This window comes from Actinomadura sp. KC216 (assembly GCF_004348535.1).
Lineage (GTDB): Bacteria > Actinomycetota > Actinomycetes > Streptosporangiales > Streptosporangiaceae > Spirillospora.
Genome location: NZ_SMJX01000157.1, coordinates 1 through 19040, shown reverse-complemented (window position 1 = coordinate 19040; position 19040 = coordinate 1). Strand labels below are relative to the sequence as shown.

The following is a 19040-nucleotide window of genomic DNA, read 5'->3' as shown; positions in this document are numbered from 1 at the left end:
CGGCAAGGGCACCCCCGCCGGACTCTTCCCCGCCCGCCGCGACACGCCGGGCCCCGGCGACACCGAGGGGAATCCGCCCGCCGACTCGGGCGCCGCCGAAACGGAGCCCAAGCCATGAGGATCAGGAAGAGCGCCTTCGGCGATACCGAGCTGGCCACGGCCTGGCAGGCCGCGTCCCTGCTGCTCGGCTACCCCGACGCCGAACTGCTGGAGCACCGCCCGCTGCTCCGCCGCGCCGCCGGGGCCGTGCCCGACCCGGCGGGCGCGCACCTGCGGGCCTTCCTCGACCACCTGGACGCCACCCCCCTGCCCGACCTGGCCGCCGACTACGTCGCCACCTTCGACCACCGCAAACGCTGCTGCCTCTACCTCACCTACTACGCCTACGGCGACACCCGGAAACGCGGCATGGCGCTCCTCCGGTTCAAGCAGGCGTACAGCGCGGCGGGGCTTGTCCTGGACGACGCCGAACTGCCCGACCATCTGGCCGTCGTCCTGGAGTTCGCCGCCACCGGCGACCTCGCCGAGGGGCGGCGCCTCCTCCTGGAACACCGCGCGGGCCTGGAACTCCTGCGGCTCGCCCTCACCGAGTCCGGCTCGCCCTGGGCCGCCGTCCTGGACGCGGTCACCGCGACCCTCCCGCCCCTGACCGGCCGCACCGAAGACGCCGTCGCCCGCCTCATCGCCGAAGGCCCGCCCGAAGAACAGGTCGGCCTGGCCCCCTACGGGCCGCCGCCGGGCGCGGGCGGCGGCTCCGGCCCCGTCTTCCTGCCCGACCCGGTCATGGGAGCCCGCTCATGAACACCTTCACCGCCGCCTCCGGCGCCGCCGCCTCCGAGCCGGGCGTCCTCGGCACCGTGCTGTGGGTAGCCCTGCCCTACGTCACCATCGCGGTGTTCGTCCTCGGGCACATCTGGCGGTACCGGTACGACAAGTTCGGCTGGACGACCCGCTCGTCCCAGCTCTGCGAGCAGCGCCTCCTGCGCATCGGCAGCCCGCTGTTCCACTTCGGCATCCTGCTCGTCCTCCTGGGCCACGTCGGGGGGCTGGTCGTTCCCGACCGCTGGACCGAGGCCGCCGGGATCTCCGAGGACGCGTACCACGTCGTCGCCGTCGTCCTCGGGACCTTCGCGGGGCTCTGCACCCTGGCGGGCCTGGCGATCCTGATCTACCGGCGCCGCACGGTCGGCCCGGTGTTCCTCGCCACCACCCGCAACGACAAGATGATGTACGTGGTGCTCACCGCCACCATCGGGCTGGGCCTCGCCGCGACGGTCGCGGCCAACGTCGTCGGCGGCGGCTACAACTACCGCGAGACGGTCTCCCCGTGGTTCCGGTCGATCTTCTACCTGCGGCCCGACCCGGACCTCATGACCGGCGTCCCGATCCTCTTCCAGCTCCACGCCCTCAGCGCGCTCGCCCTGTTCTGCATCTGGCCGTTCACCCGCCTGGTGCACATGCTCACGGCCCCGATCGGCTACCTCACCCGTCCCTACATCGTCTACCGCAGCCGCGACGAGCAGCTCGGCATGCACAGCACCCCGCGAGGCTGGGACCGCGTGCCCTGACCGGGGAAGACCGGCGGTCATCCATAGAGGGGCTGGGCGGGGAGGTGGACGGTGACGATGAGCCCCCCGGTCGGGCGGGGGGTGAGGTCGAGGGTTCCGTGGTGGGCCCGGACGACGCTGTTCACGATGGCCAGCCCGAGGCCGACGCCCGCGTGCTGGTCGGTGCGGGTGCGCTGGGTGCCGCGCTGGAAGGGCTCGGTGAGCGTCGGGATCAGCTCGGGCGGGAGCGGGTGCCCGGTGTTCTCGACCTGGAGGACGCTGGTGTGGTGCAGCGACGCGGTGTGGACGGTGACGGTGCCGCCGGTGGGCAGGTTGTGGACGATGGCGTTCTGCACGAGGTTCGTCACCATCGGCAGCAGGAGCTCGGCGGAGCCGAGGGCCTGCGCCGGGTGGCCGGTGACGGTGAGGGTGATCTCGCGCTGCTCGGCGAAGGGGAGCAGCGTCTCGGCGGCCTGTTCGGCGAGCAGGGACAGGTCGACGGGCTCGCGGGTGAAGGCGTGGCGGTCGCTGCGGCTGAGCAGCAGCAGCGCCTCGGTGAGGTGGATCGCCCGGCTGTTGACGGTGTGGAGGCGTTCGATGAGCTCGGCCCGGTCGCGGGCGGGGTCGGTGCGGGCGACGTCCAGGATCGTCTGGGAGATGGCCAGCGGGGTGCGCAGCTCGTGGGAGGCGTTGGCGGCGAAGCGCTGCTGTTCGGTGATGTGGGACTCGAGCTGCCCGAGCATGGTGTCGAAGACGTCGGCGAGCTCGCGGAACTCGTCGTTCGGGCCCTTCATGGCGATCCGGTGGGAGAGGGATCCGGTGGCGGCCCGCCGTGCCGCGTCGGTGATCTGGGTGAGCGGCGCGAGCATCCGGCCGGCGAGGATCCAGCCCCCCACCAGGCCGAACACCAGGAGGAAGCCCAGCGCCTGGGCCGCCCGGGGCACGAAGGCGCGCTGCAGGTCGGAGCGGTTGGGGACGAACGGCTGCGGCTCCAGGGGGTGGCCGCCCCCGCCGCCCCAGGGCCTGGTCACGATCGTGCCGTCGGGGACGTAGCGGAGCAGGAACACCCAGACCACGGCCAGCAGCAGGGCCCCGGCCAGCATGAGGAACCCGGCGTAGCTGAGGGTGAGTTTCAGCCGGGTGCTGAGACCCGGGCGCCTAGTCATCAGCGTCACCAGGGCCGGTGCCAGGGCCGGTGCCGGTGTCGATGCGGTAGCCGACGCCGGGGACCGTGGCGATCAGCCAGGGTTCCCCGAGGCGCTTGCGCAGCGCCGACACGGTGATGCGGACGGCGTTGGTGAAGGGGTCGGCGTTGGCGTCCCAGGCCCGCTCCAGGAGCTCTTCGGCGCTGACCACGCCGCCCTGGGCGGTGAGCAGGACTTCGAGGACGGCGAACTGCTTGCGGGTCAGCGCGACGTAGCGTCCGTCCCGGAAGACCTCGCGGCGGAACGGGTCCAGCCGCAGGCCCGCGATCTCCAGGACCGGGGGGCGGGCGTGCGCGCGCCGCCGGTCCAGCGCCCGCAGCCGCAGCACCAGCTCGCGGAGCTCGAACGGCTTGGTGAGGTAGTCGTCGGCCCCGAGCTCGAACCCCGACGCCTTGTCGTCGATCCGGTCGGCGGCGGTGAGCATCAGGATCGGGATGCCGCTGCCGGAGGCCACGATCCGGCGGGCGATCTCGTCGCCGGAGGGGCCGGGGACGTCGCGGTCCAGCACCGCCAGGTCGTAGGAGTTGACCGCGAGCAGGTCCAGCGCGGTGTCGCCGTCGCCGGCGATGTCGGCGGCGATCGCCTCCAGCCGCAGCCCGTCACGGACGGCCTCGGCCAGGTAGGGCTCGTCCTCCACGATCAGCACACGCATCTCTGCAGGGTATGCAACGTGACATATCGCCGATGTATGCGAACGGACGCGCCCCGTGGCCCCGCGGCCCCGCCGCTCAGGGGCCGGATCTGTGGGCCTGTCCGGGCACGGTGGCGGCGTCGACGAGGCGCGCGACCAAATGCTCGTAGGACAGCCCGGCCGCGGCGAACATCCTGGGCACCTGGGACTCGGCCGTCATTCCCGGCATGGTGTTGACCTCGTTGAGGACGGGTCCGTGATCGGTGAGGAAGAAGTCGATGCGGGCGACACCGGCGCAGCCGAGCGCGTCGAACATCCGCAGCGCCGCCCCGGTCAGGGCCGCGCGGTCCGTGCCGTCGAGGTCGGCGGGGACGCTGAACCGGGCCGAGCCGTCGTACTTCGTCTCGGTGTCGAACAGGCCGTCGGTGTGGATCTCCAGCGGGGGAGCCGCCCATCGGCGGCCGTCGGCCTCCCGCAGGACGGCCACGTCGATCTCGCGGCCCGCGACGACGTCCTCGATCAGGATCCGGTCGTCGAACCGCGCCGCGCGGCGCAGCGCCTCGCGCAGCTCGGCGGCGTCGCGTGCCAGGGCGACGCCGAAACTCGACCCGGCCGAGGCCGGTTTCACCACGACCTCGGTCGCGAACCCGACGCCGGTGATCTCCGCCGCCGTGACCAGGCGGCCGGGAGCGGTGCGGATCCCGGCGTCCTGCGCCACGAGCTTGGTCGCCCACTTGTCCATGCCGAGCGCACCGGCGCGCAGGTCCGAGCCGACCATCGGCGTGTGCGCCAGGGCGCACAGCGCCGCGAGGGTCCCGTCCTCGCCGGACGGGCCGTGGACCGCGGGAAAGACGGCGTCGGCACCCTCGATGACGCGCAACGCCGCCGCCAGGGAAGGGATGATCTCCGTTCCGAGCGCGCCGGTTCCCCGGCTCCAGGTGCCGTCGCGGCCGATGGTCAGCTCGTCCACGGCGAACCCGCCGGAACACAGCGCCTTCGCCACCGCCGTGGCGGTGGCGAGCGAGACGTCGTGCTCGGCGTTCCGCCCGCCGCCGATCACCACGACCCGCCGCATCGTCCCGCGCTCCCTTTCATGGGTCCTTGCTTTCATGCGATGCTCCGTTCCACGCGCGGGCCGATGCCGGTGACGATGGTGTGCGGGATGGTCCCGGCCCAGCGCGCCCAGTCCGCGATGGTCGGGGTCGCGCCCCCGTCCGGGCCGAACACGGTCGCGGACGTGCCGGGCGGGAAGGCCACGGCGCCGGTGTCGATCACGATCTGGTCCATCGAGACGCGTCCGGCGAGCGGGAAGCGACGCCCGCCGATCTCGACACCGGCCTGGGGCGAGCACTCGCGCGGGATCCCGTCGGCGTATCCGAGGGGCAGGACGCTCAGATGGGTGGCCCGGTCGGTGACGTACGCACCGGCATAACCGACCGGCGTGCCCGCCGGGACCTCCGAGGTGTGGACGATCGGTGCGGTCAGCCGCGACGCGCCGTGCATCTCCACCGTCCCGGACGGATCGATGCCGACCAGCCCGGCCCCGACGCGGACCATGTCCAGATGTGTCGACGGATCGGTCAGCGCCCCCGACGTGGCCGCGAGATGGGCCGGCGGCGATCCGAGCCCCGCCGCCCGGACCGCCCGCCGCGCCGCGCGCATCCCGGCGACCGCCCCCGCGTTCGCCGCCGGATCGGCCTGGTCGGCCAGCGCGAGATGCCCCATCACGCCCACGACGCGGATCCTCCGGGCCCGCTGACCGCGCCGGGCCAGGCCGAGCAGCCCGTCCCAGGCCGCGCGGGGGCAGCCGCCGCGCGCCATGCCGGTGTCGAGATGGAGATGGACCCGCACCTCCGGCGCGGTCTGCGCGAGCAGCGCGTCGAGCTCGTCCACCGACCCGACCGCGACATCGGCCCCGGCGGCCGCCGCCGCCCCGGCGTCGATCCCGGACGGGTGCAGCCACGTGAGGATCGGCACCGCCAGGCCGGCGGCGCGCAGCACCGAGGCCTCCGCGACGCTCGTCGTCCCGAGCCATCCGGCACCGGCGGCGACGGCGGCCCTCGCGACGCCGACGGCGCCGTGGCCGTAGCCGTCGGCCTTGACCACGGCCATGATCGTGCTCCGGGTCCGCGTGCGGACCCTGGCCACGTTCGCGGTCACCGCCACCGGCAGCGTCTGCAACGTCGGCGGCCGGAAGGTACCCGAACGGCGCTCCGGCGCGACCGAGACACGGTTCACGGCCGCGCCCCCGGGTCCTGCGCCATCCACGAGCAACGGCCATCGACCGCGTCGGGACGCGTCACGTCGGGCCACGTCTCGTCGCCGTGCGTCCGTGACCGCCCGTGCGCGGCACCGTGCCCGTCCAGCCAGCCCGCCGCGTCCGGATGCGGCAGGCGGACCGGCACCACCGTGCGGTACTCGAAGTGCCACCACTCGTTGTCGTAGACGCGGTAGAGCCCGTACCGCCCGCCGTGCCGTTCGAGCCATCGCGCGCCCTCGGTCGGCCGGACGTCGAGCGCGAGCCCCCGCACATGGCCGGACTCCTCCGGCGGCAGCACCCGCCGCCGCGCCGCCGACACCGAGCCGGTGCGCCGCACCTCCGCCAGGAAGATCCGGCGCTGCTCCGCCGCGTCGCGGTAGCCGGAGGTCAGGCCGATCAGCTGCCCGTCGCGCCAGAACGCCTCGGCCCGCGCGTGCGTGAACGCCGCGAGCGCCTCCGGCGCCAGCCCGCGGAGATCCTCGGCGGGGAAGCGCAGGCTCAGCGCCCACTGGCAGGCCAGGAAGCGGGCCCGGCCCGGTGCGCGGCAGAAGGCGATCGGCACCAGCAGCACCCCGGCGATCCGGGTGACGGCCGCGAGGGCGCGCACCTTGATCGCCGGGCGTGGCGGTGACACTGATGCGCTGTGGTCCATGCCTCCACTGAAGACGGGAGGCCGTTGCCGTCGCGTATCCGATTTTCGATACGCCCGCGATACAGGAGGACCACCGCCCGGGCGGACGGCCTGCCTTACGATACGGGCACGTCTCGCGTCGGAAGGCAGTCATGGGCTATCAGGAACGACGGGCCGAACTGATCGCCAAGCGGGCCGCACCGCACCTGGAGCCGGGCGAGCGGATCCAGACGGGATTCATCGCGCAGAACGGCTGGTGGATCTTCACCGTGCCGGTGGCGACGTTCGTGGTCACCGACCGCGCGATCCTGATCGTCGGCGGAGACGGCCCGCGGCGCCTGCCCCGCGACTTCCTCTTCGGTGAGCCGACCGGGCTCTACCACACCATCGAACTCGACCGCACATACAAGGTGCACCGGCAGTACTTCCCGGAGATCACGGCCGCCGACGAGGCGCTGCGCGACATGCGGGCCCGCGGCGACCTGCCGGACAGCGAGCAGAGCTGAAGGCCGCCCGCCGGTGCGTCATGGCGGCGTCGCCGCCGGGAGCCGGACGCGCAGCCACGTCATCCCGGTGAAGTCGAGCCAGGCCGCGTCCGGTGTGCGGACCAGCCGCAGGACGACGTTGTCGCATCCGGGGCACCGGGCGACCATCCCGGGCGCGCGGTCGTAGACCATCAGCGTGGCGATCGGGCCGGTGAGCCCGCAGCTGACACAACGGCCCTCGGCCGCCGTGACGTCGACGGCGAACAGCTCGCTCAGCGGGCCGGCGAGCGCGTTGCCGTCCACATGGCCGTGGGGGTCCTGTCGATGGAGCCGGGTCATGCCGATCAGCCTCCGCTCAGCCGAACCGTTCGGTCTTGATCCGCCGCGGGTCGTGGCCATGCGCGACGAGCAGGTCGGCGGCCGCCTCCACGAATCCGGTCGGCCCGCAGACGAAGCAGTCGCGCCCGGCGTCCGCCGGGTCGAGGTCGGCCGCGGTCAGCCGTCCGGGCGGGCGCGGCCAGCCGTCCGGGGCGTCGCGGGTGTAGATGCGGGTCACGTCCAGGCCGGGGTCGGGACGCCGCAGCTCATCGGCGAAGTACACGTCGGAGGGCGTGCGGACGGAATAGAGCAGGGTGAACGGCGTCCCGTCCCCCGCCAGGCGACGGGCGCGGATCATGGCCATCAGCGGCGCGATGCCGGAACCGCCCGCGACGAGCAGGACGGCCCGTCCCGTCCCCGGCCGCCAGACGAACCAGCCGCCGACCGGGCCGCGCAGCTCCACCGGATCGCCGACGCCGATGACGTCGGTGAGATACGGGGACACCTCCCCGTCGGCGATCCGCTGGACGGCCAGTTCCACCCGGTCGGGAGCGGACAGCGAGTAGCTCCGCTGCGCGGTGTAGCCGTCCTCGGCCGTGAGCCGCACGTCGACGTGCTGACCCGCCAGATGCCCCGGCCAATCCGGCACGTCGAAGACCAGCGTGCGGGCCGTTCCCGTCTCCCGGCGCGCTTCGGCCAACCGCGCGACGCGCCACGCTAGTCGCCCTGGTACCGCTGCTCGCGCCATGGATCCCCGTAGTCGTGGTAGCCGGCGGTCTCCCAGAATCCCGGCTCGTTCTCCGCGAGCAGCGTGATCCCGCGCACCCATTTCGCCGACTTCCAGAAGTACAGGTGCGGCACCAGCAGCCGCGCCGGACCGCCGTGCTCGGGTGCCAGCTCCTCGCCGTCATAGCGGTGGACGACCCACGCCTGCCCGTCCAGCAGGTCCTCAAGGGGAAGGTTGGTGGTGTAGCCGCCGTAGGAATGCGCGAGCGCGTAGTCGGCCTCGGTTTCGACATCGGCGAGCAGGACGTCCAGCGACACCCCCTCCCATTCGGTGCCCAGCTTGGACCATTTGGTGACGCAGTGGATGTCCACCCGCGGCGTCTCGGACGGCAGATCCAGGAATTCGCGCCACGTCCAGCGGTGTTCCCGCCCGGATTCCGCGGTGACGGTGAACTCCCATTCGTCCGCCGGGATCCGCGGGGTCGGGCCCGCGGACAGGACCGGGAAGTCGTCGGTCACGTACTGTCCCGGCGGCAGCCCGCCGGCGGGCTCCCGCCGCCGGCCGTGGAAGCCGGGCGAAACGATCCCCATCGCAGCATTCCTCTCGGCGAGCGGAGCGGGCGGCCCGTGTTCTGCTACTGCGTCCCCGCCGGCAGCGGACTGACGCGGATCTACTGCCCATGAGGCCCCAAAGGATTCATTACGGACGGACGGGCCTTCCATCAGCTCACCAGCTTGCGGACAGGCCTCCGGGGATGGCTGCGGTGTCACATTCTTCATCTGGGTCTTGCCCGAGGCTCGCGCGGAGATAGGCGTCGTCGATCGCCGGTGGGTCTGGAATGCGGACCGCGGCCGTGATGCGGCTCCGGTCGTAGGTGCGGCGAACGTGGGTGTAGGCCAGAATGCCGGCGCCTTCCTCGATGAGCATCCTCTCCAGAGGCGAATCACCTCGGTGGTCGGGAGCGATGCGGACGTCCAGCCAGGGACAGCGCGCCATCATGGCACTTGCGAGTCGGCGGACCTCCGTTTCCCGGGGGTGGACGACATGGAACGACTCGATGTGCGCAGGCGATTTCCGGGCCGCGGCGCTGATCATGATGTCGGCGGCGCATTCCACCTGGAGTATGTTGATCAAGGCGTCCTCGCGTCCGGGCAGGCGCACGACGGCCCTGCCGCCCTGGAGCGGCCGGCCCGTGACGACCGAGGGGTCGATGCGGGCGAGTTCGGACAGCCGGGTCCCCGCCGTGGCACCGGTGTTCGTGGGCCCGCCGGGAATCGGCCGTCGATGGGTCAGCAGCAGGCTGGGCCTGAACACCGTCAGCCGCCTGCCGGTGCGCTCCGCCCATTCGCGGGTCTCCTTCTCCGCTGTGTACTTCGTCTCCTCGTAGGGCGAGAGGAACCCGAGCGAGTCGTCAAGGTCGTCCTCTTTGACGATCCCTTCCATGCGGGCCCCGGCCACGAACGCCGTGCTGACATAGATGAAGTGCGAGTCTTGGCCGGTGGCATCGGCCAGTGAACGCATCGTTCGCGTTCCTATGACGTTCGTCCGATTCAGCCGGTCCGGTTTTCCGAGGATTTCGATGTCGGCCGCGCAGTGCCAGATCGCCTCTACTTCCGCGGCCAATGCGAGAAAGGTGCTGTTGTCCAGTCCGAGGCGGGCGGCCGATAGATCGATCTGGACGAGGCGGACGGTATCGACGAGTTCGGCGGCCTCGGGGAAGTCGGTGGCTTGGAGGGCGAGGCGTATCCGCTGGCGCTCGATGTCCGGGGCCCGGCGGACCAGCGCGACCGATCGCTGTCCCAGGAGGAGCGACCGGGCGAGAAGGTGGGAGCCGAGAAAACCCGTCGCGCCTGTGAATAATGTGACCATTTCCCTCCTTTGGTCGTCGGGCAGGAGTTGTGCGTCGCTGCCACCTGTCCCTTCTTTGGCTCCTGAAGGCGTCCTGAAACTTCAAGATTCTTTTGTGTGATGGATGTTCTCTGATTAGGGGCGGCGCCTTCCAGTGCGAACCGGCACGCCCCGGATCGTGCGTCTGCGAGACGTCCAGCAAAGACATGATCAAGTTGGGAATGGGTTCCCGGGGCGGCGGGGATGGCCCAGGCGTTGTCCCCAGCGTCCAGGATTGGCCCGCCCATGACGACCCCAGCAGGCACCCGCGCTCTTCGCCGGCCGGAGACCGGACCGGCGGCCGTGGAGCGCGCGCCCAGCGGACGTGCGCGCACCGGTCCGGAGTTCACCGGGACCGGAGCCGCCCGGCTCGCGGAGAGGTGCCGCCGTTCCTTGCAGATCGTTTACAGCAGCGCCGATGCCGCGCTCGGCGTCGCACCTCGGGAATGGGTCGCCACTCCCGGCTATGAGGTTGTGGGCGTACTTCCACCGCTTTATCCAGAATGGCTGGGAGACCGTTCCTTCGGTACGGAGCACGCGACCCGGTTCGCGTATGTGGCGGGCGAGATGGCGAACGGGATCGCGACCACGCGGCTGGTGGCGCGGATGGCCGAGGCGGAGATGCTGGCCTTCTTCGGCGCCGCGGGCTTGCCCCCGGACCGCCTGGAGAAGGAACTGGACGAGCTGGCCGGAAGCGTCGGGAACCGTCCGAACTGGGGCGTCAACCTCATTCACCAACCGTCGTCCCCGGCGGCCGAAGAAAGGGTCGCCGAGATCCTGCTTCGGCGGGCCGTCCCGAAGATCTCGGCTTCCGCGTTCCTCGGGCTGACGCCCGCGGTGGTCTTCGCCGCGGTGAGCGGCATCCGGCAGGACGCCGCGGGACGCGTGACCCGGCCGCGGGCGATCTTCGCCAAGGTGTCGCGCCCGGAGGTGGCCGAGCAGTTCATGAGCCCGGCCCCGCCCGAGATCCTGAGGCTGCTGCGCGGGCAGGGGCGGATCACCGAGCGGGAGGCTCACCTGGCCGCGCGGGTGCCGGTGGCCGAGGACGTGACGGTCGAGGCCGACAGCGCCGGGCACACCGACGGGCGCCCGCTGCAGGTGGTCCTTCCGGCCGTCCGGGAGGTGCGGAACCGCTGCCGGAGCCGTTTCGGGTACGACCGCCCGATCCGCGTCGGAGCCGCCGGAGGCCTCGGCGATCCGGCGGCGGTCGCCTCCGCGTACGCGCTGGGCGCCGACTACGTGCTGACCGGCTCGGTGAACCAGGTGACGGCCGAGGCCGGTGTCTCCGGCGCGGCCAAGGCGATGCTCGCCGACGCGGGCATCGCCGATGTCGCGCTCGCCCCGGCCGCCGACATGTTCGAGATGGGGGCGAAGGTGCAGGTGCTGCGGCGCGGCACCATGTTCGCGGGCCGCGCGTCCCGCCTGTACGAGGTCTACCGGGCCTACGACTCCGTTGAGGCGCTCCCCGCCGAGGTGCGGAACGAGCTTCACCGCATCCTCGGACTGCCGGTCGAGCAGGTGTGGCGGTCGGTCCGCCGGCACCTGTCGGACCGCGACCCGTCCCGGCTGGAGCGGGCGGCCGCGGATCCCAAGCACCGGCTCGCGCTGGTCCTGCGCTGGTACACCGCGCGCTCCAGCGACTGGGCCGCCGATGGCGATCCGGAGCGCCGGACCGACTACCAGCTCTGGTGCGGCCCCGCGATGGGCGCCTTCAACCAGTGGACCGCCGGGACCTTCCTCGGCTCGCCCCGGACCAGGACCGTCGTGCAGGTCGCCAGGAACCTGCTGGAGGGTGCGGCGGTCATCACCCGGCTTCACCAGATCCGCTCCTACGGGGTCGCCGTGCCGTCCGAGGCGTTCGGCTACCGCCCCCGGGAGCTGGCCTGATGGCCGCCACAGCCCGCCGGCCCTCCCCTTCCGGAGGAAGCAGGCCGCGGGAGGACGGGGAGGACCGCGTGGAGGACTGGCCGGAGCAGATCCCGCTCGCCATCGTCGGGCTCGGCGCGATCATGCCGGGCGCGACCGACGTCCGCGCCTTCTGGGCCGACATCGTCACCGGGCGCGACCTGATCAGCGATGTGCCGGACACGCACTGGCTGGTCGAGGACTTCTACGATCCCGATCCCGGCGCGCCCGACAAGACCTACTGCCGCCGCGGCGGGTTCCTGCCCATGGTGGAGTTCGACCCCGCGCGTTTCGGAATCCCGCCCAGCAAGCTCTCCGCCATCGACACCGCGCAGCTCCTGGGCCTCGTCGCGGCCGAGAAGGTGCTGGACGACGTCGCGGCCGGGCGCGGCGGCACGCCGGACGGCGAGCGCACCAGCGTGATCCTGGGTTCGGCGGCGTTGCAGCTCCTCGGCGAGATGGCGATGCGGCTGGAAAGGCCGCACCTGATGCGCGCCATGCGCGACAGCGGCATCCCCGCCGACCGCGCCGCGCAGGTGTGCGAACGTGTCGAGGCGCAGACGGTGCCCTGGCAGGAGGCCACGTTCCCCGGGCTGCTCAGCAACGTGGTCGCCGGCCGGATCGCCAACCGCTTCGACCTGCACGGCACGAACTGCACGACCGACGCCGCCTGCGCCGGATCGCTCTCCGCGCTGTCCATGGCCGCCGACGAGCTGTCGCTGGGCAAGGCGGACATGGTGATCACCGGCGGGGTCGACACGCTGACCGACCCGTTCTCCTTCGTGTGCTTCAGCAAGACGCCCGCGCTGTCGCCCACGGGGGACATCCGCCCGTTCGCCGCCGACGCGGACGGCACCATCCTGGGCGAGGGGGTCGCGCTGCTCGCGGTGCGCCGCCTGGCGGACGCCGAGCGGGACGGGGACCGCGTCTACGCCGTCATTCGCGGAGTCGGGTCGTCGTCCGACGGCCGTGGCGCCTCCATCTTCTCGCCGGTGGCGGCGGGGCAGGAACGGGCGCTGCGCCGCGCCTACCAGGCCGCGGGGTACGGACCCGGCACCGTGGAGCTGGTCGAGGCGCACGGCACCGGCACGCCGGCGGGGGACGCCGCCGAGTTCGCCGCGCTCCGCCAGGTCTTCGACGAGTCGGGACGCGAGGACCGGCGCTGGTGCGCGCTCGGCACGGTGAAGTCGCAGATCGGGCACACCAAGGCGGCCGCCGGCGCCGCCGGTCTCCTCAAGGCCGTGCTGGCGCTGCACCACAAGGTCCTGCCGCCGACCATCAAGGCCGAGCAGCCGAATCCGCGCCTGGAGATCGCCGGCAGCCCGTTCTACCTCAGCACGTCCGCCCGCCCCTGGATCAACCTCGCCGACCACCCGCGCCGCGCGTCGGTGTCCAGCTTCGGATTCGGCGGCTCCAACTTCCACGTGGCCCTGGAGGAGTATCCGGCCGGCAAAGCGCCGCGACTGCGCGCCGCGCCCACCGAGGTCGTCCCGGTCTCGGCCGGTGACGCCGCGGCGCTGGCGCACCGGCTGCGCGACCTGGCGGGTGACCTGGATTCGTCGGCGGAGCCGCTCGCCGCCGTGGCCCGCCGGGCGCAGTCGGGCTTCCGCCCGGACGAGGGTGCCCGCCTCGCCGTCGTCGCCTCCGACGCCTCCGACCTGGCCCGTAAGCTCGCCGAGGCGGCCGATCTCGTCGAGCGGCGGCCCGGCCAGGGGTTCTCCACGCCCGCCGGGATCCATTTCGAGCCGCGCCCGCCGGCGGGCGGCGGGATCGGGTTCCTGTTCCCCGGCCAGGGGAGCCAGTACCTCGCCATGGGCGCCGACCTGGCCATGCATTTCGCGCCGGCCCTGCACGCGTGGGAACGCGCGTCCCGGCTCGGCCTCGGCGACCGGGCGCTGTCGCAGGTGGTGTTCCCCGCTCCCGCCGGGGAGGACGAGCGTGCCGCGCAGGCCGAGCGCCTCACCGCGACCGAATGGGCCCAGCCGGCGCTCGCCGTCCACGGTCTGGTGCTGCTCGGGCTGCTGCGGGACCTGGGTGTACGGCCCGATGCCCTCGCCGGGCACAGCTTCGGCGAGCTCGTCGCGCTGCATGCCGCCGGCGTCGTCGGCGCCGATGACCTGGTGCGGCTGGCGCGGCGGCGCGGCGAGCTGATGCGCGCCGCCGCGGACCGGCCGGGGGCGATGGCCGCCGTGCCCGCCCCGGGCGGGGACGTCGAGGCGGTCCTGGCCGACATGCCCGGCGCCCAGGTGTGGATCGCCAACCGGAACGCGCCCTCGCAGACCGTCGTCTCCGGCACCGCCGAGGGCGTCGCCCCGGTGATGGACCGGTTTCCCGGCGCCCGGCGCCTCTCGACGTCCGCCGCGTTCCATTCCCCGCTGGTCGCCGCGGCCGTCCGGCCGTTCCGCGAGCACCTGGACGGCGTGGAGATGCGGCCGCCGGGGACGCCGGTGTACGCGGGCGCCGACGCCACCCTCTTCCCCGGCGATGCCGGAGGGATCCGCGACCGGGTCGCCCGCCAGCTCGCCGCTCCCGTCCTGTTCGCCGACGTCGTGCGCGCGATGTACGACGCGGGCGTCCGCACGTTCGTCGAGGTGGGGCCTGGAGCGGTGCTGACGGGGCTCGTCAGGGAGATCGTCCCCGACGAATGCGTCGCGATCGAAACCGACCGGCACGGCCGGCACGGCGTTACGGCCCTGCACGACGCCGTCGCCCGGCTGGCCGTGCGGGGCGTCGCGGTCGACTTCGAGGCACTGTGGCGCGACCAGCCGCCCCCCGACGTGCCGGCGGGCGGCAAGCGCTCCACCATGACCGTGCCGATCTGCGGTGCCAACCACGGGCGCCCCTACCCGAAGAACGTGAAGGACCACCCGGCTCCACCGAGCCGTCCGCCACAGGAGCCGTCCATGCCACAGCCCGCCGACGTCCCACCGCCTGCCATCGGTTCGGAGGAACGCCTGGCGTGGCTCGCCGCCCTGCAGCAGGAGTCCACGCGCGCGCACGCGACGTTCCAGCGAACGCTGTCCGAGAGCTATGCCAGGTTCCTCGAACTGACGCAGGCGACGGTCGCGGCCATGGCCGCCGAGGGCGCGGCCGTCCCGATCGTCGCCCCGGCGGCCGTCCCGACGGACACCCCGACGGCCGTCCCGGCGGACACCCCGACGGCCGTCCCGGCGGACACCCCGGCGGTGGTCCCGCCGGTCGCACCGCCTGCCGAGCGAACCGGTTCGGAGGTCCTCCCGGCACCGGACGAGGTGGCGGGTGCCGTGACCGTGCCGGTCGAGCCGCCACCGTCCGCGGGGCCGCCGAACCTCGCCGAGCTTGAGGAACGGCTCGTGTCGGTGGTGGCCGAGCGGACCGGTTTCCCCCGCGAGGTCATCGGGATGGACATGGACATCGAGGCGCAGCTCGGCGTCGACTCCATCACCCGCGTCCAGATCCTCGCCGACACGCGCTCGCACTTTCCGGAGCTGGAGGCACGCAGCCGGGACGACCTGGCCGAACTGCTCACGCTCACCACCCTGAACGAGATCAAGGAAGCGATCCACCGGCTCATCGAGGGCGAACCCGCCCCGGCGGCAGCGGCTCCGGCAGGGGCGCCGGCGGGGGACCCGGAGGAAGAGCCCGAACGGCTGATCGCCTTCACGGCGGCCGAGCCCGCTCCCGGCGCTCCGATGCCAGGGCTCGGCGAAGGGACGCTCGCGCTCGCCGACGGCGGCAGCGGCGTCGCCGAACCCCTGCGGGAAATGCTGGACGCCAACGGGATCGCCGCCCTGGTATGCGACCCGGCCCGGCAGGCGCCGCCCGTCGAGGTCACCGGACTGATCCACCTGGGCGGCCTGCGCGAGCACGTCACCGCCGACGAGGCGCTCGAAGTCCAGAAGGACGCCTTCGCCACGGCGCGCACGCTCGCGCAACGGATGGGCGACGGGGGCGTCTTCGTCACCGTCCAGGACACCGGCGGTGGCTTCGGCCTGGACGGGGCCACCACCGAGGAGACGGCGCCGGACCGGGCTCTCCTCGGCGGGATCGCCGCCCTGGCCCGCACCGCCAGGCGCGAGTGGCCGGAGGCGTCCGTCAAGGCGATCGACTGCGCGCGAGGCGACCGGGCGTCCGCCGACGTGGCCGCCGCGATCCTGGCCGAGCTCCTGGAGGGCGGCGCCACGCCCGACGTGGGTTTGCGGGCGACGGGGGAGCGGGTCGCCATCGGCACCGCACCCGCGCCCCTGCCCCGCCGGGCGGGACCCCCGCTCCGCGACGGCCAGGTGATCATCGTCACCGGAGGGGCGCGCGGGATCACCGCGGCGGCCGTGAAAGAGCTGGCCAGGTCGTGCAAGCCGCGGCTGCTGCTCCTCGGCCGGACGCCGGTCCAGGACGGCGAGCCGGCCGACCTGCCCGCCACCGCGGGCGAGGCCGAGCTGATCCGCCTCCTCCACGGCCGCGCCCCCGGAAGCACGCCCGCCGAACTCGCCGCCCGCGCCCGGCGGGTCATGGCCGCGCGCGAGGTCCGCGCGACCATCGACGACCTCGCGGCCACCGGCGCCACGGTCCGCTACGAGCCGGTCGACGTGCGGGACGCCGGCGCCGTGACGGAGGTCGTCGCCGCGGTACGCGCCGACTGGGGCCCGATCACCGGTCTCGTGCACGGCGCCGGGGTGCTCGCCGACGCCCGGATCGCCGACAAGACCGACGACCAGTTCGACCTGGTGTTCAACACGAAGATCGGCGGGCTGCGGGCGCTGCTCGCGGCGACGAGGGACGATCCGCTGGAGCTGCTGCTGGTCTTCTCCTCGGTGTCGGCGGCCATGGGGAACGCCGGGCAGTGCGACTACGCGATGGCCAACGAGACGATGGGCCACCTGCTGGCGTCCGAGCGCCTGCGCAGGCCCGGCTGCCGGATGCGCGCCCTGGCCTGGGGGCCGTGGGACGGCGGGATGGTCACCCCGCCGCTGGCCGAGCACTTCCGGCGCCTCGGGGTGCCGTTGATCGGCAGGCAGGCGGGCGTCCGGGCGTTCCTCGCCGAGCTGGGCCACGACGGCCCGGAACAGCACGTGATGCTCTGCACGCGCGGCACGCCCGCCCGTGCGGAGGAGGAGAGCGGCACCGTGGGCGCGGAGCGCTGACCGCGATGCCCGAGCCCGCGGACGAACCCGAGATCATGGAACGGCCCCCCGCCGTGCCCACGCCCCTCGCCATGCCCGAATCGGCCCTCGTTCCCGGACCGGATCCCGAACAGCGCGACCTGCCCGCCGTCCTGGCCCGGTTGATGAAGTCCCAGGCCGACCTCTTCGACCAGCTCATGGACGTGCAGGCAGTTCAGCACGAGCGCTTCCTGCGTCTGTGGCGGACGGCTCCCGACGCGGCACCCGCCCACGGTCCGCCGACCGGGCAGGCTCCCGCGCTCACGACCCTGACCAGGGACGAACTGGAGCGGCTGGCGGACGGCCCCATCGGCGAGGTCTTCGGCCCGGATTTCGCCGACATCGACTCCTACCCCCGCCAGATCAGGCCGCCCCGTCCGCCATTGCTGGTCATGGACCGGGTGACGGCCATCGAGCGAGCTGAGGGCCCCGGCACCGGGACCATCAGGACGGAGACGGACGTCCAGCCCGACGCCTGGTACCTGGACGGTGCGGGGCACATGTCGGTCGGGTACGCGGTCGAGCACGTCCAGGCCGGGCTGGTGCTGCTGAGCGGTCTCGGCGTCGACCGGCTGATCAGGGGCGAGCGGGTATGCCGCCTCCTGGATCTTGAATTCGCCTTCCACGGATCGCCGCCCGCCGCAGGCGAGACGTTCGAGACCGAGTTCACCATCGACGAGCACGTCGAACACGCGGGGACCAGGCTGGTGGCGTTCCACGGCGGCGGACGCACCGGGCACGAGCGGCGGCTGTCGATCCACCGGGGCCGCATGGGGTTCTTCACCGAAGAGCAGCTCTCGATGCCGTCGAACCGGCCGGTGGGTGCCGTCTGGAACCCCGAGGCGCGGCCACCGCACCAGGATGTCCCGCTGGACGCGCCGGAGATCGTTCCGCCGATGAGCCGGTTCGGCGCGCGGCGGCTGCGCGCCCTCGCCGCCGGGCGTCCCGCCGACTGCTTCGGGCCGGGCTGGGACCGGACCCGCACGCATGTCCGCACGCCCAGGATCGGCACCGGGAGGCCGGCGCTGCTGGACGAGGTCACCGAGCTCGACCCGGCGGGCGGGCCCTGGAAGCGCGGGCGCCTCATGGCGGCAGCGGCCGTCGCGCCCGACGACTGGTACTTCGCCGCGCACTTTCCAGGAGACCCGGTCGTCCCCGGCAGCCTGCTGCTGGACGCGGCATACCAGGCCCTCTCCTTCTACTTGATCGCCCTGGGATTCGCCCGCGACAAGGACGGGTGGCGCTTCGAGCCGCAGCCGGAGCGCACCTGCCGCATGCGGGGCCGCGGCCAGGTCACGCCTGCGGCGGCGTCGGTGACCTACGAGGTCCTCGTGCGAGAGCTGTCCGCGCACCCGTGTCCGGCGCTGGTCGCGGACGTGAGCGTCTCGGTGGCAGGGGCGATCGTCTTCACCTTCGAGGAACTGTCGGTGCGGCTCGTGCCCGGCTGGCCACTCGACCATTGGGCGCGGCTCGGGCCGTCCAGGCAGCAGCGCACCGGGGACGCGCTCCCCGCGGCGACCCTGGGGGGCCTGATCGGGCACCAGGACCCAGGGCCCGTCGCGGTCGACGGCGACGGGCGGCCCGTCGGCTACGAGCGCATCCTGGCCGCGGCGTGGGGCAGGCCCAGCCAGGCGTTCGGGTGGGGAGGAGCAGACCCGGACCGCCCGCAGTCGGTGCCGCGGCTACCGGGGCCTCCGTTCCTGTTCGTGTCCCGGATCCGGGCGATCGGTCCGGGGCCTTCCGACCCGGGATTCTGGTTCGAGGCGGAGTACGACGTCCCCGAGGAAGCCTGGTACTTCAGCGAGAACGCGGCGCCGGTCATGCCGTTCGCGGTGCTGCTGGAGACCGCGCTCCAGTCCTGCGGCTGCCTGGTGCTCGTGCGGGACTCTCAGCGCGCGGGGTCCGGCCGGCTCTGCCGCGACCTTGACGGATCGATCACGGCACGGGGCGAAGTGCCACGCGGAACGCGGACCCTGCGCACCCGCGTCGAGGTGACGTCCTCGGCCGACTTCGGTGACGTCAAGATCGTCTCCTTCGCGTTTCGCGTGCACGCCTACCCCGATGCAGGCGGGGCAGCGCACCAGGACGAGCCGGTCCTGGAGGGGACCACGACGATGGGCCTGTTCACGGCGGCGGAACTGGCGATGCAGCAGGGGCTGTCCACCACCGAGGATGACCGGGCTCGCCTGGCCACTCCTCCCGATGGCACGACGGTAGACCTGCGGGACCGGCCCGCCCGCCTGTGCGGCGGCCCGCTGCGGCTGCCCGGCCCGATGCTCCTGATGATCGACCGGGTGACCGGGAAC

At 73.2% G+C, this 19040-nt stretch carries 15 protein-coding genes; 6 read left to right on the top strand and 9 right to left on the bottom strand.

The window, feature by feature from the left end; all coding sequences use genetic code 11:
• The first annotated feature begins 114 nt into the window (after positions 1 to 114).
• Both narJ and narI read left to right on the top strand, forming a co-directional pair.
• Positions 115 to 801, top strand: coding sequence for a nitrate reductase molybdenum cofactor assembly chaperone (gene narJ, locus E1264_RS24940; RefSeq protein ID WP_132177567.1), 687 nt, complete (start codon positions 115 to 117; stop codon positions 799 to 801).
• Positions 798 to 1568: a respiratory nitrate reductase subunit gamma gene (gene narI / locus E1264_RS24935; protein WP_132177565.1), complete on the top strand. Its 771-nt coding sequence runs from the start codon at positions 798 to 800 to the stop codon at positions 1566 to 1568. Before narJ ends, narI begins: the two co-directional genes overlap by 4 nt.
• Positions 1569 to 1585: 17 nt before the next feature.
• Here narI and E1264_RS24930 read toward each other — a convergent pair whose 3' ends face one another.
• From E1264_RS24930 to E1264_RS24910, 5 genes are all read right to left on the bottom strand, one after another.
• Complete coding sequence (locus E1264_RS24930) at positions 1586 to 2713, bottom strand: HAMP domain-containing sensor histidine kinase (protein ID WP_132177563.1); 1128 nt, start codon at positions 2711 to 2713, stop codon at positions 1586 to 1588.
• A complete protein-coding gene (locus E1264_RS24925) occupies positions 2706 to 3404 on the bottom strand; it encodes a response regulator transcription factor (RefSeq protein WP_132177561.1) in 699 nt (232 codons plus the stop codon). The genes E1264_RS24930 and E1264_RS24925 overlap by 8 nt, the downstream gene beginning before the upstream one ends.
• A 76-nt stretch (positions 3405 to 3480) precedes the next feature.
• Positions 3481 to 4494, bottom strand: a complete 1014-nt coding sequence (locus E1264_RS24920) for a D-alanine--D-alanine ligase family protein (protein ID WP_207936143.1) — start codon at positions 4492 to 4494, stop codon at positions 3481 to 3483.
• Positions 4491 to 5621, bottom strand: a complete 1131-nt coding sequence (alr, locus tag E1264_RS24915; RefSeq protein ID WP_165964356.1) for an alanine racemase — start codon at positions 5619 to 5621, stop codon at positions 4491 to 4493. Before alr ends, E1264_RS24920 begins: the two co-directional genes overlap by 4 nt.
• Positions 5618 to 6277, bottom strand: a complete 660-nt coding sequence (locus tag E1264_RS24910) for a M15 family metallopeptidase (protein ID WP_243711148.1) — start codon at positions 6275 to 6277, stop codon at positions 5618 to 5620. Before E1264_RS24910 ends, alr begins: the two co-directional genes overlap by 4 nt.
• A gap of 149 nt (positions 6278 to 6426) precedes the next feature.
• Here E1264_RS24910 and E1264_RS24905 point away from each other — a divergent pair, with 149 nt between their 5' ends.
• Complete coding sequence (locus tag E1264_RS24905; RefSeq protein ID WP_132177555.1) at positions 6427 to 6780, top strand: hypothetical protein; 354 nt, start codon at positions 6427 to 6429, stop codon at positions 6778 to 6780.
• 18 nt (positions 6781 to 6798) lie between these two features.
• Here the strand turns inward: E1264_RS24905 and E1264_RS24900 are convergent, their stop codons facing one another.
• The 4 genes from E1264_RS24900 to E1264_RS24885 all read right to left on the bottom strand — a co-directional run bounded on the left by E1264_RS24900 (position 6799) and on the right by E1264_RS24885 (position 9673).
• A complete protein-coding gene (locus tag E1264_RS24900) occupies positions 6799 to 7098 on the bottom strand; it encodes a DUF6510 family protein (protein ID WP_132177553.1) in 300 nt (99 codons plus the stop codon).
• 16 nt (positions 7099 to 7114) lie between these two features.
• A complete protein-coding gene (locus tag E1264_RS24895) occupies positions 7115 to 7777 on the bottom strand; it encodes a ferredoxin reductase (protein ID WP_243711147.1) in 663 nt (220 codons plus the stop codon).
• A 17-nt stretch (positions 7778 to 7794) separates the two neighbouring features.
• The gene (locus tag E1264_RS24890; protein ID WP_132177549.1) at positions 7795 to 8394 is read right to left on the bottom strand and encodes a sulfite oxidase-like oxidoreductase; all 600 of its coding nucleotides are present in this window, start codon (positions 8392 to 8394) and stop codon (positions 7795 to 7797) included.
• Positions 8395 to 8530: 136 nt separating this feature from the next.
• Entirely contained in the window at positions 8531 to 9673 is a 1143-nt protein-coding gene (locus E1264_RS24885) for an SDR family oxidoreductase (protein WP_132177547.1), read from the bottom strand.
• A gap of 264 nt (positions 9674 to 9937) precedes the next feature.
• Between E1264_RS24885 and E1264_RS24880 the strand changes: the two genes are divergently transcribed.
• The 3 genes from E1264_RS24880 to E1264_RS24870 form a co-directional block, all read left to right on the top strand.
• Entirely contained in the window at positions 9938 to 11578 is a 1641-nt protein-coding gene (locus tag E1264_RS24880) for a PfaD family polyunsaturated fatty acid/polyketide biosynthesis protein (RefSeq protein WP_132177545.1), read from the top strand.
• Positions 11579 to 11646: 68 nt separating this feature from the next.
• Positions 11647 to 16716: a type I polyketide synthase gene (locus E1264_RS24875; protein ID WP_165964357.1), complete on the top strand. Its 5070-nt coding sequence runs from the start codon at positions 11647 to 11649 to the stop codon at positions 16714 to 16716.
• 5 nt (positions 16717 to 16721) lie between these two features.
• The coding region (locus tag E1264_RS24870) for a hypothetical protein (protein ID WP_207936142.1) at positions 16722 to 19040 on the top strand (2319 nt) is incomplete at its 3' end.